Below are 14,935 nucleotides of genomic sequence, written 5' to 3'. Positions count from 1 at the left end.
TAAAGTTACTTCTACGCTACCATATTTTTCATAGACAGGCAAACTTTTAACAATTTCGCAAATCATATTTTTCAAGGTTAAGGCTACCCATATGCAGAAAACGTGGCCTTTTTAAAAATTATGCTGCTTGAGCTTGTTTCACAAGATAATAAATGTGTTTGTGAGAAATTATTTTTCTTCAGTCTTTAAGTAAGTAATTTTAAAAAATTAGTATTGGTGTCATAACTCAACAGTATCGATACCATTCGGTTAGTGTAGTAATATCAAGTCTTTGTTATAGGAAATAATGAAACGGTTGCAAATTGTATCGTAGTGCATATTTGGCTAGAGACAATCGTGAGACAGGATCTTGCAAAAAGAGCGCGTACGAGCGTTAATGAATACTAACAAACAATAAAAAACAGCAAATATTAAATTGGTAATTAATTCAAAATAAATGTTTATAATATCCTAAAATGGTCATTATAATGGTAAAAAAACTTTCAGAAAATAAAAAATAAGTAAACAAAACATATTTTTTAATAATTTTTATTTTCTAATAGTTGATTTTTTATAAAAAAAAAGTGTAGACTAAAACGTATTGTGAAAGGAGGAAAGCTGATGGAATGGATATCGAATATCGTAGGTAACCTTAATGATATTTTATGGTCAAAAATGCTTATTGCATTGTTATTAATTGCAGGATTATATTTTTCATTTGGCACAAAGTTTGTACAAATTCGACTTTTTCCTGAAATGTTTCGTTTAATAGTTGAAAAAAGAGAAGGGGAGTCAGGTGTTTCCCCGTTCCAAGCCTTTACGATTAGCGCGGCCTCGCGTGTAGGTACTGGAAATATTACAGGTGTGGCATTAGCAATCGGAGTAGGTGGACCAGGAGCTGTATTTTGGATGTGGATTATCGCCATATTAGGAATGGCGACAGCCTTTATTGAAAGTACACTTGCACAGGTGTACAAGGTCAAGGATGGGGATACGTTTCGTGGTGGACCAGCCTATTATATGGAAAAAGCGTTAGGTCAACGAAAATTAGGAATCATTTTTAGTATTCTTTTAACATTATGTTTTGGCTTTATTTTTAACGCTGTACAATCTAATACGATTGCTACTTCTGTAGGGGAAGCTTTTGATGTAAAACCTGCAGTTATTGGGATTATTCTCGTTGTATTAACGGCTTTGATTATTTTTGGTGGCGTACATAGAATTGTAAAAGTTACACAAGTACTTGTACCAGTAATGGCTATTTTCTATCTAGCTGTCGCATTTTACGTTGTCATTACGAATCTATCTGAAATTCCTGCTGTTTTCGAGCTGATTTTCTCTCAAGCGTTTGGTCTTCAGGAAGCTGCAGGTGGTGCGATTGGAATTGCCATTATGCAAGGTGTTCGACGTGGTTTATTTTCCAATGAAGCTGGGATGGGTAGTGTGCCTAACGCAGCAGCTACTGCCTATACTTCACACCCTGCAAAGCAAGGGCTTGTGCAAAGCTTAGGAGTCTTTTTTGATACGATCATGATTTGTTCAGCAACAGCGTTCATCATTATTTTAGCGGGTCTATATGATACTGGTGAAAGTAATGGAATTATTCTTACACAAAATTCTTTAGCTGTACATGTAGGTGATTGGGCTCCTTACTTTATCGCTATTGCTATCATTTTCTTTGCATTTAGTTCTATTGTCGGAAATTACTATTACGGTGAATCTAATATTGAGTTTATAAATGCTCATACAGGTTGGATGTTTGCCTATCGTATTTTAGTGCTTGGTATGGTTATGTTTGGTGCTCTTGCACAAGTAGAGCTTGTTTGGAACTTAGCAGACCTATTCATGGGACTAATGGCTTTAATAAATATTGCCATCATCTTGTTACTTGGCAAAATAGCCTTCCTTGTATTAGATGACTTTACAAAGCAACGGAAAGCCGGTAAAAATCCCGTCTTTTATGCAAAATCAATTCCAACATTAAAAAATACTGATTGTTGGGAAGAAGATCGATAATATACAAAAACGCCATCCTTCAAAAGAGGAGTGGCGTTTTTTGTACTGTCTTATTCTATTAATACTTAAATTGACTAATTAGCTGTTTTAGCTCGTCTGCCATATGCGCAAGAGCTTGTGCTGAAGCATTAATTTCTTCCATCGAAGCTAATTGTTCCTCTGTAGATGCCGCTACGTCCTCTGAAGCAGCTGAATTTCCTTTTGCTGAGAACGCTAAATCCTCCGTAATTGCTGCCACCTCTTGTACACTCGCTGACATTTCTTCAGAGGCAGAAGATACCTCTTCCATTTTAGGAGTAATTTGATCCATGCTTGTCTTAATCACTTTAAATTTCGTGATAGCTTCATTAGATACGTGAAGACCATTTTGAACATCCTCTGTTACTTTAGCCATAATGTTTACAGATTGTTCTGTTTCTAACTGAATGCCATGAATTAGTTCAAAAATTTGTTTGGCTGATTCCTGGGATTGCTCCGCCAGCTTTCTTACTTCATCTGCAACAACTGCAAACCCTTTTCCATGCTCCCCTGCTCTTGCCGCCTCGATGGCTGCATTCAGAGCAAGCAAGTTTGTTTGATCTGCAATGCTTGTAATTACATCTAAAATAGACGTAATTTGCTGAGAGCGTTCATGTAATGTTTGAATTTTAGTATTTGAATCCGTTACTGATAAATGGATTGATTGCATTTGATTCTTTGTCTCTTGTACTGCCTTTCCACCTTCATCTGCTTGTAGCGTCGCGTGCTGCGAAAGATCTGTCACAGTAGAAGAGATCTCCGCAATATGAAGAATGGCCTTAGACAGTTCATGTAATGATTCTGCATTCTTGTTAGCACTCGTCGTTTGCGTATCTGCACTCGTCGCAACATCCTGAATCGAAATCGCTACCTTTTCTGTGGCAATGCTCGTTTGATTAGCATTGGCAGTAAGCTCCTCTGCCGATGACGCTACCTCCTCAGCATTTTGTTCTATTTTTTGAATAAGAGTCCTTAAATTGTCTTGCATCTCATTAAAGGCTTGCCCTAGCTGTCCAATCTCATCATGAGAGGTAATCGTCACTTTCTCTGTTAAATCACCTTTACTAATTGTCACCGCACTATCCTTAAGCGATCTAATTGGTTTTATAATTCCCTTCATGACAAAATAGAACACAATCATACTGATGACAATCGCAATAATTAGCACGATTAACGTATGTTTTAAAATGGATGATGCTGATTTATCAATTTCCTTTGCAAAAATTGTGCCGGTAATTTTCCAATTCGTTAATTCATTCGTAGTAAAGAACAGAATGCGGTCATCACCGTCAAAGACATATTCAAACGTGCCAGATTTGCTTTCGTACATCTTATCTGCGAAGCTCTCTTTTAATTCGCTACCTGCTTCTAACGTAGGATGTGAAATGACCATTCTATTTTCATCCAAAATAGTAGGATATCCATTTTTTCCGATATTAATTGAGCTTGCGGTTTTTTGAAGGTCTCCCAATTTCAAATCAATTGCTACCACCCCAGATTTATCCTTTAGCTGACGAGCAACTGTTACAACCATCTCTCCAGTAAATGCATCAATATAAGGATTCGTTATTAAAATTTCTCCCTTTAAAGCAGTAGCCTCTTTATACCAATCTCTTTCTAAAACGTTGTAATCCTTAAGATCCATTTTTGGTTCTAGAAATAATGCTCCCTCATTTGTTCCAAGATAAATGCTTAAAACATCTGGATGCATCTTCATATATTGTTGAAAATTCGTTAATATTGCGGTTCCATTCTGTTTATACTTAGAAGAATCTATTTCCTCGCTAAAAACATTAATATCGTTCATTTTTTCACTAATGGTTTTATCAATAAGCGAATTTAACATAGTTACACTTTCATTTGCACTAAATAATATTTCTTCTTTTATCGAATCTTTTGCCGAAAGATATGAAAAACTCCCCACAGTAATAACAGGAACTAGCAAAATAAGAGCAAATAGTGTGTAAAGCTTGCCCTTAAAGCTTCCAAATAATTTCTTCATGCAACAGTTCTCCTTCTGTCTTCATTAGTTCTTAAGATGTGTATTTTTGTATAATTTTGTGTTTTCTTTTAATGGCACTATACTCAATGATTTAGACTCAAAAAGAATGCCGCTTCCTTCTACTGTTCACAACCTACCCTTCTTTTAACGAGAAATTTCTCCATAGGCTTTTATCGGACGAAATACATAATTTCAAACCCCTTTTTTCATTTTTTTGATTTAACTAGCATAAATTCTTCTATTTCGCACTTTTTCATCATTTAAATAAATATAGGATCTCATTTTAGATATAATTATTGCTTTTGCATAGAAAACATTTGTTGCTGTCGCTTTGCTTTTGCACAGAAAACATTTGTTGCCCGAAGTGGTTCATCGATGCCTTCAGAAAGCACCTAATCGGAACGAAAATTACTCCAACAACGTTTAGTACGTTTTTATAGAAAAGAAGATTTATCGAATCAAGAGCTCTCTTTATCGAAACTATTTGAGCTTTTATCGAAACTTTTTGGGCTTTTATCGAAAAACAATCCCTTTCTTCACCAATATGAAATGCCACTCCTCAAAGAAGGAATGGCATTTTTTTGTATGTCTTATTCTATTAATATTTAAATTGACTAATTAGCTGTTTTAGCTCGTCTGCCATATGCGCAAGAGCTTGTGCTGAAGCATTAATTTCTTCCATCGAAGCTAATTGTTCCTCTGTAGATGCCGCTACGTCCTCTGAAGCAGCTGAATTTCCTTTTGCTGAGAACGCTAAATCCTCCGTAATTGCTGCCACCTCTTGTACGCTCGCTGACATTTCTTCAGAGGCAGAAGAAACCTCTTCCATCTTAGGCGTAATTTCATCCATGCTTGTCTTAATCACTTGGAATTTTGTGATGGCTTCATCAGATACGTGTAGACCATTTTGAACATCCTCTGTTACTTTAGCCATGATGTTTACAGATTGTTCTGTTTCTAACTGAATGCCATGGATTAGTTCGAAAATTTGTTTGGCAGACTCCTGGGATTGCTCCGCCAGCTTTCTTACTTCATCTGCAACAACTGCAAACCCTTTTCCATGCTCCCCTGCTCTTGCCGCCTCGATGGCTGCATTCAGAGCAAGCAAGTTTGTTTGATCTGCAATGCTTGTAATTACATCTAAAATAGACGTAATTTGCTGAGATCGTTCGTGTAATGTTTGAATTTTAATATTTGAATCTGTTACTGATAAATGGATCGATTGCATTTGATTTTTTGTATCTTGTACTGCCTTTCCACCTTCATCTGCTTGTAATGTTGCATGCTGCGAAAGATCCGTCACAGTAGAAGAGATTTCTGCGATGTGCAGAATGGCCTTAGACAGTTCATGTAATGATTCTGCATTCTTATTGGCACTCGTCGTTTGCGTGTCTGCACTCGTCGCAACATCTTGAATCGAAATCGCAACCTTTTCTGTAGCGGTGCTCGTTTGATTGGCATTGGCAGTTAACTCTTCTGCCGATGATGCTACCTCTTCAGCATTTTGTTCTATTTTTTGAATAAGAGTCCTTAAACTGTCTTGCATATCGTTAAAGGCTTGTCCTAGCTGTCCAATCTCATCGTGAGAGGTAATCGTCACTTTCTCTGTTAAATCACCTTTACTAATTGTCACTGCGCTATCCTTAAGCAATCTAATCGGTTTTATGATTCCCTTCATGACAAAATAGAACACAATCGTACTTATGACAATAGCGATAATTAGCACGATTAACGTATGATTTAATATGGATGATGCTGATTTGTCAATTTCCTTCGCAAAAATTGTGCCGGTAATTTTCCAATTTGTTAATTCATTCGTATTAAAGAACAGAATGCGGTCATCACCGTCAAAGACATATTCAAACGTGCCAGATTTACTTTCGTAAATCTTATCTGCGAAGCTCTCTGTTAATTCGCTACCTGCTTCTAAAGTAGGATGCGAAATGACCATTTTATCTTCATCAAAAATTGAAGAATATCCACTTTTTCCGATATTAATTGAGTTTGCGAGTTTTTGAATATCTGTCAATTTTATATCAACTGCCAGTACCCCAGATTGATCTTTTACTTGGCGAGCTATTGTAACGATCATATCTCCTGTACCTAGATCAATATAAGGATTCGTTATTAAAATTTCTCCCTTTAATGCCGTAGATTTTTTATACCAATCTCTTTCTAAAAGATTGTACTCCGCACTATTCGATTTTGGTTCTAGAAATAATTCTCCCTCATTTGTTCCAAGATAAATGCTTAAAACATTTGGATTCATCTTCATATATTGTTGAAACTCTGTTAATATAGCGGCTCCCTTCTGTTCATACATAGAAGAATTTATTTGCTCGCTTAAAACATTAATGTCGTTTACTTTTTCACTTATGGTTCTATCAATAACCGAATTTAACATAGTTACACTTTCACTTGCACTAAATAATATTTCTTCTTTTATCGATTCTTTTGCTGAAAGATACGCAAAACTTCCAACAGTAATAACTGGAACTAGCAAGATAAGAGCAAATAATGTGTAGAGCTTGCCCTTAAAGCTTCCAAATAATTTTTTCATGCAACAGTTCTCCTTTTGTCTTCATTAATTCTTAAGATGTGTATTTTTGTGTATTTTGTGTTTTCTTTTACTGACACTATACTCGATGATTTAGACTCAAAAAGAATGCCGCTTCACTTCTCTGTTCACAACTTACCCTTCTTTTATCGGATGAAACAGATGAATTAAAACCTTTTTTTCATTTTTTTGATCTTCGAATCATAATTTTTCTACTTTTGCCCTTCTATCAACCAGAGAACCCCTATGTATTATACTTTAATGTAAGTTAATCGCTATTTTTGCCAAATGTGTAGAGGTTGCTGTATCAGATGCCGTCAGTAATTTCGATGCATCAACTTTATTTTGCATAGAAGACAAAACAGCAAAAAATCGTAGCAAACCATGTGCTACGATTTTCTTATTATTGTTGATATTTTTTTAACATTGACTCATTAAAAGCCTGAGATTGTCCCCTTGCAATACTTAATGTTTGCCACTCTGAGCCCTTTAGTTGCTTAGCAATGAAAACGATCTGTCCAACATGCAGTGAATAATGGGACATTTGTCTTTCGATAGCATCTATCACGGAATGCTGTTCTCCCCTTATCGTTACAAACCCTTGTAAATCAGCATCCGTTAATCCTTGTAAGGCATCCAAAAATACACGCCAGCCCTTTTCCCATACTGTCAAAATCTCTTCTTTTGTCTGAAGACTATCAGTAAATTCATCATCTCGATTTCTTGTTGGTTTCTCACCATCACTCGTTAAAAAGTCTGTCCATCTCGAAACCATATTCCCACTAACATGCTTAACAATAACAGCAATACTATTAGATTCTTCATTAATAGCCCAGTGCAGTTGTTCATTATCCAATTGCGAGAGTGTTTTATCACCTAACGCTTTCACACTTCTAAATCTTTTTTGAACAATATTTAAATAAGTCTGCCCAATGCTCATTCGAGAACATCCCTCCTCATTTTACTATTGGTACAAATATTATTAATTTACCTTAATGCAGCGAAAAGCTTATTATTCACAGTATCAATTAATTTCTTCATGTTCACTTGAATATCAAGTTGTATTTTTATCTGCCTATGCAGATATTAAGTTTATTACTAGAATAGCCACCACCGATATTTCCTTATCTAGGAAAAACACCATTAACTTACTTAATCATTTTGATCAAGTTGACATTTACTTTCAATCTACACCTCCTACTATATATTCAAGTTCATTTTCTAAAAGATCCTCAGGGAATAGATGACAAGTTATATTTCCACTCCAGACATCATAAAGAAATTCAGCTAATGAATTTTTATATTCATATGAAACACCCGACCTCCCCTCATACACCAATATCGACCATTTTTCAGGGTTATCTGAGGTAATCCAATTTAATACATCTCCATTATCTGTTACTCCCCAAGGAAGCAACCCACCTTCTTCAGGGAATAAATTTCGAGGAAAATCATCAGGGAATTCTTGCTTTGATGTAAAATAAGCATTGTTATCTTCTTTTGACCCTATAAAAAAATTTAGGTTTTCATTACTAGAAAAAGGTGAGTAAATCCATAAAAAACCACAAACTCCACCTGTTCCATAGATAGAAATAAATTCTTTATAATCTGATGGGAATTTTGTGCCTAACTCCTTTTCAGCTTCTTTCCATTTAGCAATATCTCCAGCACCATAAATTTTATCAGGTATAGATAAAATCGTTTTTAGTTTTTCTAAAGACACATTTAATCTCTCCAAACTATTTTTGTATACCATTTACATAACAAAAGGAAATTTTTTGAACAAGCATTCTTTTTAGTAACATCTTTTTATCCACCCTAATAGAAGGCTCTGATTTCCGCTGCGGGCTACAATCAGATAAAATGTGAATATATTTGCAAAATAGCAGGTTCATCACCATAACGTGTGGTTGATTTCCGTTCCGACTGGGCGCTTTGCCGCTGACGCTTCGCTTTCGCGCAGATAAAACATTTGTGGCTGACGCTTTGCTTTCGCTACAGAAAACATTTGTTGCTGACGCTACGCTTTCGCACAGATAAAACATTTGCCGCTGACGCTTCGCTTTCGCGCAGAGCAGAGCTTCCTGGGGGGCGTCCGATGAGCCGCTTCACTCGCGTTGCTCGCTCCAGGGTCTCATCTGTGACGCTAATCCCCTAGTTGTCGTCCAGTCTCCACTCCAATCAACTAATTAACATGGCATATAATTTTTAAAAATGTCATCCACAACTGTGATAAGCCAAATAGCAACGAAAAACCCTATTATCTCCAATAATAATTCTATTTTTCCCTAATCAACATACCTGAACCTTTTATTATCAAGAGAGAATAATAGTGTTATTTACTTATCTTGAATTATCAGTACTTCTTAACTGTTCAATAACCTCTTCATAGAATTCATGGACAACACTATGCAGATTCTTGGTAGTAATGAAATTTTCCATTATTGTAATCATATTTTCTTTTAGATTACTTGGAATTTCATCTATTCTGCTCTTGATAACCCGTCGGAATACGGCTATAGATTCTTTTTTAGGTGGAATCTTTGGAATCGATAGTATATACTCCCATTTTTTATCGTAATGATCGAATTGCGGTAAGAAAGGCACACACGAAGCTATTACAAATTTAATTTTATTATTTTTAGATTCGATATGACTAATCAAGAAATCATATACGTTTTGCGTTTTAACACCGAATCTATTAGAAATAGTTGTGACTGTTCTTATAATCTCTTCCGAAATTTGGTCATTACCATTATATTTCTGTCCAATTCTTATTAATCTTTCAGTTATAGTTGGATTCGAGAAAAAGGCCTCACTAACGATACCAATCTCCTGTCTTGTCTCTCTTTCTATTTTCTTTATTAAAGATAATGCATTTGTTAATGATGTAGTTTCTAATTCTCCAATAAGCCCTAACATTTCTTCATTATACTTGTCCCATCTCAACTTATCCAAAATATCCATAAACTGGTCAAAGGTATCATCATCTAGCGTTTCATTTTCTTTTCGAAAAATATAATTTTCCATTATCTTAATTATATTTTTTCTTAGATCATTTGGAATTTCATCTATTCTCTGCTCAATAATCGTTCGAAATATGTGTATAGATTTATTTTTTGGTAGAATTTTCGGAATTGATAGTATATACTTCCGCTTTTCATTGTAATCATTAAATTGCGGTAAAAAAGGAACGCATGAAGCTATAACAAATTTAATTGCTTTATTTTTAGATTCAATATGGCTAATCAAGAAATCATATAAGTCTTGCGTTTTAACGTCAAATTTCTCAGAAATAGTTGTGACTGTTCTTATAATCACTTCTAATATTTTGTCATCAGCTTGATACTTCTGCCCAATTTTTATTAATCTTTCAGTAATAATTGGATTCGAAAAAAAAGCCACTTTATCAATATATATATCCTGTCGTGACTCTTCTTCTATTTTCGTTAGTAAAGATGCTGCATTTGTCGATGATGTAGTTTCTAATTTCTCCATGATCCCTAACATATCTTCAGCATATTTCATCCTGGACATTTAATATTTCCCTTCCCATAAGTGACTTGTACACACGTTAATTCGTTTACCCTTCTAAATATCCAATTCCAAAAGTGAACCAAAACGCTTTAATATCAAGGCTTCTAGCGTTTTGAGTTTCTTGCTCTTGCATAAACTTATTCAATGGCTCAATGACAAAATCATATTCATCTATGCTCTTGGAAAAATCAAAAGCTGGCAAATTGTTCACTCTAAGGAAATCAAATACATATCCACATTCAGAATCCATGTCCGTTTTATCTTTACTATATCCTATAATACTTACTCCATAGTTCCCGATTGGCATTTTCGTATAGTGGCTTATATCTGATTTACTATCAAGGTTTTTTTCATAGTTTAGAAAAAAATCTGCCTCCCAATCAATGGTTATTGCTGATATATCAGAAATGATCACAAGCTCACTCGTTACTGTTAAAGGAAATTGATTTGTTTCGAACTGTATACAGTCAATTTTTGTATAATAATCAATTTTTTTATTTTGATTTATCATAATGCTATAATCCCACTCTGGTATAGGGTATATAGGAATAATAATACCTTTGGTTATAACTTCCTTTCCAATCTCTTCATTACTAACAAAGTAAGCAAGTAAGTCATTTGTTAATATTCCCTTTTCCCTTAAATAGTCTGTTACTGTTAAAGGGTCAAAAATCACCATTCCTGGCATCTCTAAATTAAGGATAAAATTATTTTCCACTGCAGCCTCCCCTTTTATTTTTTTGTTAGTTCTATTTAATTGACTTGTTCATTGCTTTTTGAATTGTTACATTTCTTCTCCCATTCTTGGGATAATCACATATCCTCGCTCTTTAAAACTTGAATATCCATATATGTCTAATCCTGTTGAAAGTATTCAGGATCTTCAATGATTTTCGATAAAAATTCTTCAAGAGAGTTTGCAATCTTCTTTTCGTTATCATAGACAGCATTTTGTTCTCCATCTGTTAATTCAATTGAAAACGGAACTGATTCCCATCCAATAAAGAAAACTAATTTATTTTCTTCGTCATAGTTAGGGTAAGCATCAAAAAAGCCTTGTTTTAATCGAAAATCTCTGATGTATGTTGGACGTAACACACAATTTTCGTCTAGTTCATATTCGCCAATAAAAGTGATACTATGTCAAGAAAATGGACAGGGAAAATTGAGATTTTGCTTTAAATCTAAGCGCGCTATCGCTTGCTCGCCTCACAAATAATTTAAGGGGCGTAACCCTTAAATTATTTGTGAGGTTAAAAGGGTTTAATTATATGACCTTAGTTTTTTGTGAAGTTTTGAAATATTGCTTTTCGTATGCAATGGGCGACATATAATTTGTAAAAGAATGGATACGCTTGTAGTTATAAAAACTAACGATGTATTCAATGATACTTTTCTTGGCCTGATCTCTCGTTTTATACTTTTCATGAAAAACTAACTCTCTTTTGATGACGCTATGAAATGACTCGATACATGCATTATCGTAACAGTTTCCTTTTCTACTCATACTTGTAATCATTCTGTTAGTTCGTAACACTTGTTGGTATTCCTTCGACGCATACTGGCTCCCACGATCTGAATGATGAATGAGCCCAGGCGTTGGAGTCTGAGTTCTGATTGCTCGTTTTAAGGCGAGGATCACTAATTCCTTTGTCATTCTCTCATCCATTGCCCAACCGATGATTCGTCTTGAAAACAACTCCATAATCGTTGCTAGATAGAGCCAACCTTCACTGGTCCATATATACGTAATGTCAGCTACCCACGCTTGTCCAGGGCGTTCTACTTTAAATTGTTGGTCTAATAGATTTGGATATACTGGTAGATTATGTTTTGAATTCGTCGTCGCTTTGTATTTTTTCACTGTTTTTGAGCGAATGCCTTCTTCTTTCATAATTCGCGATACTGTTTTTTGCGATACAGAGACTCCTTCTGAATTCAATTGTTTTGTAATTTTCGGACTACCATAATTTCTTCTTGAGTCCAAATACACTCGTTTTATTTGGCTGGTTAACTTTTCTTTCCGTTCTTTTTGATTACTCTTTGGTCGGTTCAGCCACTCGTAGTAACCACTTCTTGAAACACCTAATACTTCGCACATCTTTGCCACACGGAATTCGTGTCGGTGCTGTTGAATAAAGTTGTAAATTACTTCCGGTCTTTCGCAAAGATGCCCATAGCCTTTTTTAAGATGGCATTTTCCTCTTCTAGGTCACGTATTCTTTTTTCTAATTCTTTATTTTCCTTATCCTCAGGCTTTAAATTCCCACTACCAACAAATGCAACTTCGCCATCTTTACTAAATTTCTTTACCCAATTGTGTAATGTCTGTTCTGCAAGATCCAGCTCACGTGCAACCTCAGCAACTCTCTTGCCACTTTCAACTAATTGTACTGCCTCTAATTTAAATTCTTTGTCATAACTTTTTCGTTTTGTCATCTTAGACACTCCTAGTAAATTGTTAAGATTATTATACTTTATAAACTCCCAATTCTCTGTGTCCATTATTTAGACTAACATCAGTTCCACCTTAATCATCAACTATTTCAAATTCAATGTTAAGTTTATGTTCCTCCACAAACTTCTTCAAATTTTCACTAGCAGCCCATCTTGATTTTGTGATGGTATCTCTAATTAAATAAAAATCATTGTGAATAGCTTTAGTAACAATTGGTTTGTCCAACATTTTACTACCATCGACTAAAGTTCGAAACCCAGAATTGTCATAGTCAATCCATTGTTGATAACAATTTATTTTAGTTAGATAAAAGGTTTTCACTTTATTTTTACATTTTATTTCTATTGGATAAAACATGCATTCTTGATTCAATAATGATGAGGACTTTTCAACAAAACGTTCAGAAAATATCGGTAAACCAACTATACCGCTTAAAAAATCACATTTCTCTATGTCTTCTTCATTCATTCCTTCTTGAGCTATTCCTTTTAATTCAACATATTTCAAGAACTCCCCATCAATCGCATCTCGAACAAAATAATCAAATAATCTATCTGTATTTCCCTGAAATTCTATTAAAGTTGCTTCCTTTTTTAAAATAGTATTCAAGTAGTAATACATCCAATTATCCACATCCCTTATATACTTCTATCTTAAGTAGACATTTTCGTTGCATTGAATTTAAAAGTTAGCAACCTTCTGCACACTCAGACAGAATTGTATTCCCTTCCCATACAAAATGGTCTTCTTACTTATGTTTGTAATTTTTTTCATCCTGTGGAATCACTAAAACAATTAACTTTTAATTGAAAATAAAATTGGTGACGAACCTTTGTATTTCCTCAAGCTCGCCTTCTAGCAGTATCTTTTTCTTATCGCGGATTACCATTACATTACTATTTAAAATTGAAACGTGAATATATTCATTTTTGTAATTTTCAACTTCAATAAAAGAAGAAGAGTCTGTACATTCTTGTAAATTATAAAGTTCATGTGAAAAATTCCTTATTTTTTTTAATTCTTTAAATAACTCTTTTCCTTGTTCTTCGATATACAATTTCCCACGTAATGGATTTTCTCGCAATTGAAATAAACGTCTTCCAACATAATATGCTTCTAATTGGTCTAATTTTTGTTGATCATGAACATCAAATTTATTAATCAAGATAGTGGAGTTAGGATAACAATATTTAGATTGATTAAATTTTCCCATTGCTCAAACCCAAGATTTTCATTGCCATTTCTTCGCTTTGGAGTGCTATAATCTCCCCTTTAGCTTCTTTCAAGATGAGCTCCTCCAATTCTGGTAACAGCTCTAAGCCTTCAAATGCCAAGACAGCCTTTACTTCCTCCAGATTTTCCTCATGAGTTTTTTTCTCATTTCTACCCACTCCCTCTACATTTTAAAATTTTTGTTCATAATTTACTCATTCTAATCCATTAATTAAAACTTCTTACATTAGATATCGATAAGTATAACTCCTTGCTTATCCTTCCTTATCGCCACTCTCCATAGCGTCCTTAACAATTCTATTCAAATGTGAAAAGTCAGAGTATTCCCCAATGCTCGCCATAACAAGGGCATTTCGAGTAAATGAAGCATTTTCAGCGAATAAATTTTGATTTATAAATATATTTTGAGTAGCCGCATATTGTACACAAAATTCTGTTACAGTTCGCGTATTACCTTCCCGGAAAGGGTGTACCTGCCATAATGTAGCCATGTTTTTTGAAAATGCTTCGGCTTTCTGCTCATATGTATCTAAATTACGCCAATTCACATTTTTCAATTCGTCAATGGCTGCTTTAGCTTCAGCAGGAATTTGTTTATGATGACAATATCGAACACTCAAACCTGAAAGTACGGATTCAGCCTTTTCTATATCCATCAAACGGGGCTGTCCGGCCCACACATAAATATCACCCAAAATGTGCTTGTGTAAATCCATTAAATGCTTATACTCAAAGTCCCCTTTAACATCAAGAATGGAATGGAGTTTAGCTTTTGAGATAGCAGTTTCAGCCATGTCTAATTTTTCTTGAGTAGTAATATTTAATTTGTTTTTCAATACAAAACTATTTGGTATTAAGTACGGATCCTTCATAAATATCACGCTCCCTAATAATGAATTTCAAAAAAGCTCTGAAATTAATCATTCAGAGCTTTAGGGGGTTCTTTGTATTTATCAATCAACATTTGTGTTACTTCCTCAATTTCCAATTCACCGTCAATATGTCGTTGAAACAATAATTGATCTTCAGGCGCTACTGGTTTAGCTCCTAAGCTGTTAATCGCTTCCGCTCGCGCAGATCTTTCTGCGCGTTCTTCTCTAGTTGTATTAGCAATGCTATATTTACCCATATTTTA

General features: G+C 34.6%; 14 protein-coding genes. 1 reads left to right on the top strand and 13 read right to left on the bottom strand.

Translation table 11 applies throughout. The annotated features are described in order from the left end of the window. Positions 1 to 600 precede the first annotated feature (600 nt). Positions 601 to 1,995 carry an alanine/glycine:cation symporter family protein gene (locus tag QUF91_RS10195; protein ID WP_285398745.1) on the top strand — a complete coding sequence of 465 codons (1,395 nt, stop codon included), beginning with the start codon at positions 601 to 603 and terminating at the stop codon, positions 1,993 to 1,995. A gap of 58 nt (positions 1,996 to 2,053) precedes the next feature. Here the strand turns inward: QUF91_RS10195 and QUF91_RS10190 are convergent, their stop codons facing one another. The 13 genes from QUF91_RS10190 to QUF91_RS10130 all read right to left on the bottom strand — a co-directional run bounded on the left by QUF91_RS10190 (position 2,054) and on the right by QUF91_RS10130 (position 14,929). Further along, positions 2,054 to 4,015, bottom strand: a complete 1,962-nt coding sequence (locus tag QUF91_RS10190) for a methyl-accepting chemotaxis protein (protein WP_289417694.1) — start codon at positions 4,013 to 4,015, stop codon at positions 2,054 to 2,056. Positions 4,016 to 4,613: 598 nt separating this feature from the next. Beyond that, entirely contained in the window at positions 4,614 to 6,575 is a 1,962-nt protein-coding gene (locus QUF91_RS10185) for a methyl-accepting chemotaxis protein (RefSeq protein ID WP_289417693.1), read from the bottom strand. Between the two features lie 400 nt (positions 6,576 to 6,975). Continuing rightward, entirely contained in the window at positions 6,976 to 7,512 is a 537-nt protein-coding gene (locus QUF91_RS10180) for a DUF1572 family protein (RefSeq protein WP_289417692.1), read from the bottom strand. A 243-nt stretch (positions 7,513 to 7,755) separates the two neighbouring features. Beyond that, a complete protein-coding gene (locus tag QUF91_RS10175) occupies positions 7,756 to 8,295 on the bottom strand; it encodes an SMI1/KNR4 family protein (RefSeq protein WP_285397325.1) in 540 nt (179 codons plus the stop codon). A 620-nt stretch (positions 8,296 to 8,915) separates the two neighbouring features. Then, positions 8,916 to 10,109 carry a hypothetical protein gene (locus QUF91_RS10170; RefSeq protein WP_289417691.1) on the bottom strand — a complete coding sequence of 398 codons (1,194 nt, stop codon included), beginning with the start codon at positions 10,107 to 10,109 and terminating at the stop codon, positions 8,916 to 8,918. A 46-nt stretch (positions 10,110 to 10,155) separates the two neighbouring features. Beyond that, on the bottom strand, positions 10,156 to 10,827 hold the full coding sequence (locus QUF91_RS10165) for a hypothetical protein (protein WP_289417690.1): 672 nt from the start codon (positions 10,825 to 10,827) through the stop codon (positions 10,156 to 10,158). A gap of 137 nt (positions 10,828 to 10,964) precedes the next feature. Beyond that, entirely contained in the window at positions 10,965 to 11,207 is a 243-nt protein-coding gene (locus QUF91_RS10160) for a hypothetical protein (protein ID WP_285398089.1), read from the bottom strand. A gap of 169 nt (positions 11,208 to 11,376) precedes the next feature. Then, a protein-coding gene (locus QUF91_RS10155; protein ID WP_285397716.1) for an IS3 family transposase occupies positions 11,377 to 12,548 on the bottom strand; the annotation gives its coding sequence in 2 pieces (ribosomal slippage) (positions 11,377 to 12,287 and positions 12,287 to 12,548; 1,173 coding nt in all). A gap of 91 nt (positions 12,549 to 12,639) precedes the next feature. After that, entirely contained in the window at positions 12,640 to 13,176 is a 537-nt protein-coding gene (locus QUF91_RS10150; RefSeq protein WP_289417689.1) for a hypothetical protein, read from the bottom strand. Positions 13,177 to 13,369: 193 nt separating this feature from the next. Further along, the gene (locus QUF91_RS10145; RefSeq protein WP_289417688.1) at positions 13,370 to 13,780 is read right to left on the bottom strand and encodes a hypothetical protein; all 411 of its coding nucleotides are present in this window, start codon (positions 13,778 to 13,780) and stop codon (positions 13,370 to 13,372) included. Next, positions 13,767 to 13,901, bottom strand: a complete 135-nt coding sequence (locus QUF91_RS10140; RefSeq protein ID WP_289417687.1) for a hypothetical protein — start codon at positions 13,899 to 13,901, stop codon at positions 13,767 to 13,769. Before QUF91_RS10140 ends, QUF91_RS10145 begins: the two co-directional genes overlap by 14 nt. 153 nt (positions 13,902 to 14,054) lie before the next feature. Next, positions 14,055 to 14,636, bottom strand: coding sequence for a Fic/DOC family protein (locus QUF91_RS10135; protein ID WP_289417686.1), 582 nt, complete (start codon positions 14,634 to 14,636; stop codon positions 14,055 to 14,057). Positions 14,637 to 14,716: 80 nt separating this feature from the next. Then, on the bottom strand, positions 14,717 to 14,929 hold the full coding sequence (locus QUF91_RS10130) for a hypothetical protein (protein ID WP_289417685.1): 213 nt from the start codon (positions 14,927 to 14,929) through the stop codon (positions 14,717 to 14,719). Between the last annotated feature and the right edge of the window lie 6 nt (positions 14,930 to 14,935).

This window comes from Lysinibacillus sp. G4S2, from assembly GCF_030348505.1.
Taxonomy (GTDB): Bacteria; Bacillota; Bacilli; order Bacillales_A; family Planococcaceae; genus Lysinibacillus.
Note: the sequence above shows the minus strand (reverse complement) of the source record. Positions and strands in the feature narration are given on the sequence as shown.

What these genes read in the sequence shown, in the direction of transcription:
- QUF91_RS10195 (WP_285398745.1), top strand. Translation starts at nt 601, where the DNA reads ATGGAATGGATATCGAATATCGTAGGTAACCTTAATGATATTTTATGG.
- QUF91_RS10190 (WP_289417694.1), bottom strand. Translation starts at nt 4,015, where the DNA reads ATGAAGAAATTATTTGGAAGCTTTAAGGGCAAGCTTTACACACTATTT.
- QUF91_RS10185 (WP_289417693.1), bottom strand. Translation starts at nt 6,575, where the DNA reads ATGAAAAAATTATTTGGAAGCTTTAAGGGCAAGCTCTACACATTATTT.
- QUF91_RS10180 (WP_289417692.1), bottom strand. Translation starts at nt 7,512, where the DNA reads ATGAGCATTGGGCAGACTTATTTAAATATTGTTCAAAAAAGATTTAGA.
- QUF91_RS10170 (WP_289417691.1), bottom strand. Translation starts at nt 10,109, where the DNA reads ATGTCCAGGATGAAATATGCTGAAGATATGTTAGGGATCATGGAGAAA.
- QUF91_RS10145 (WP_289417688.1), bottom strand. Translation starts at nt 13,780, where the DNA reads ATGGGAAAATTTAATCAATCTAAATATTGTTATCCTAACTCCACTATC.
- QUF91_RS10130 (WP_289417685.1), bottom strand. Translation starts at nt 14,929, where the DNA reads ATGGGTAAATATAGCATTGCTAATACAACTAGAGAAGAACGCGCAGAA.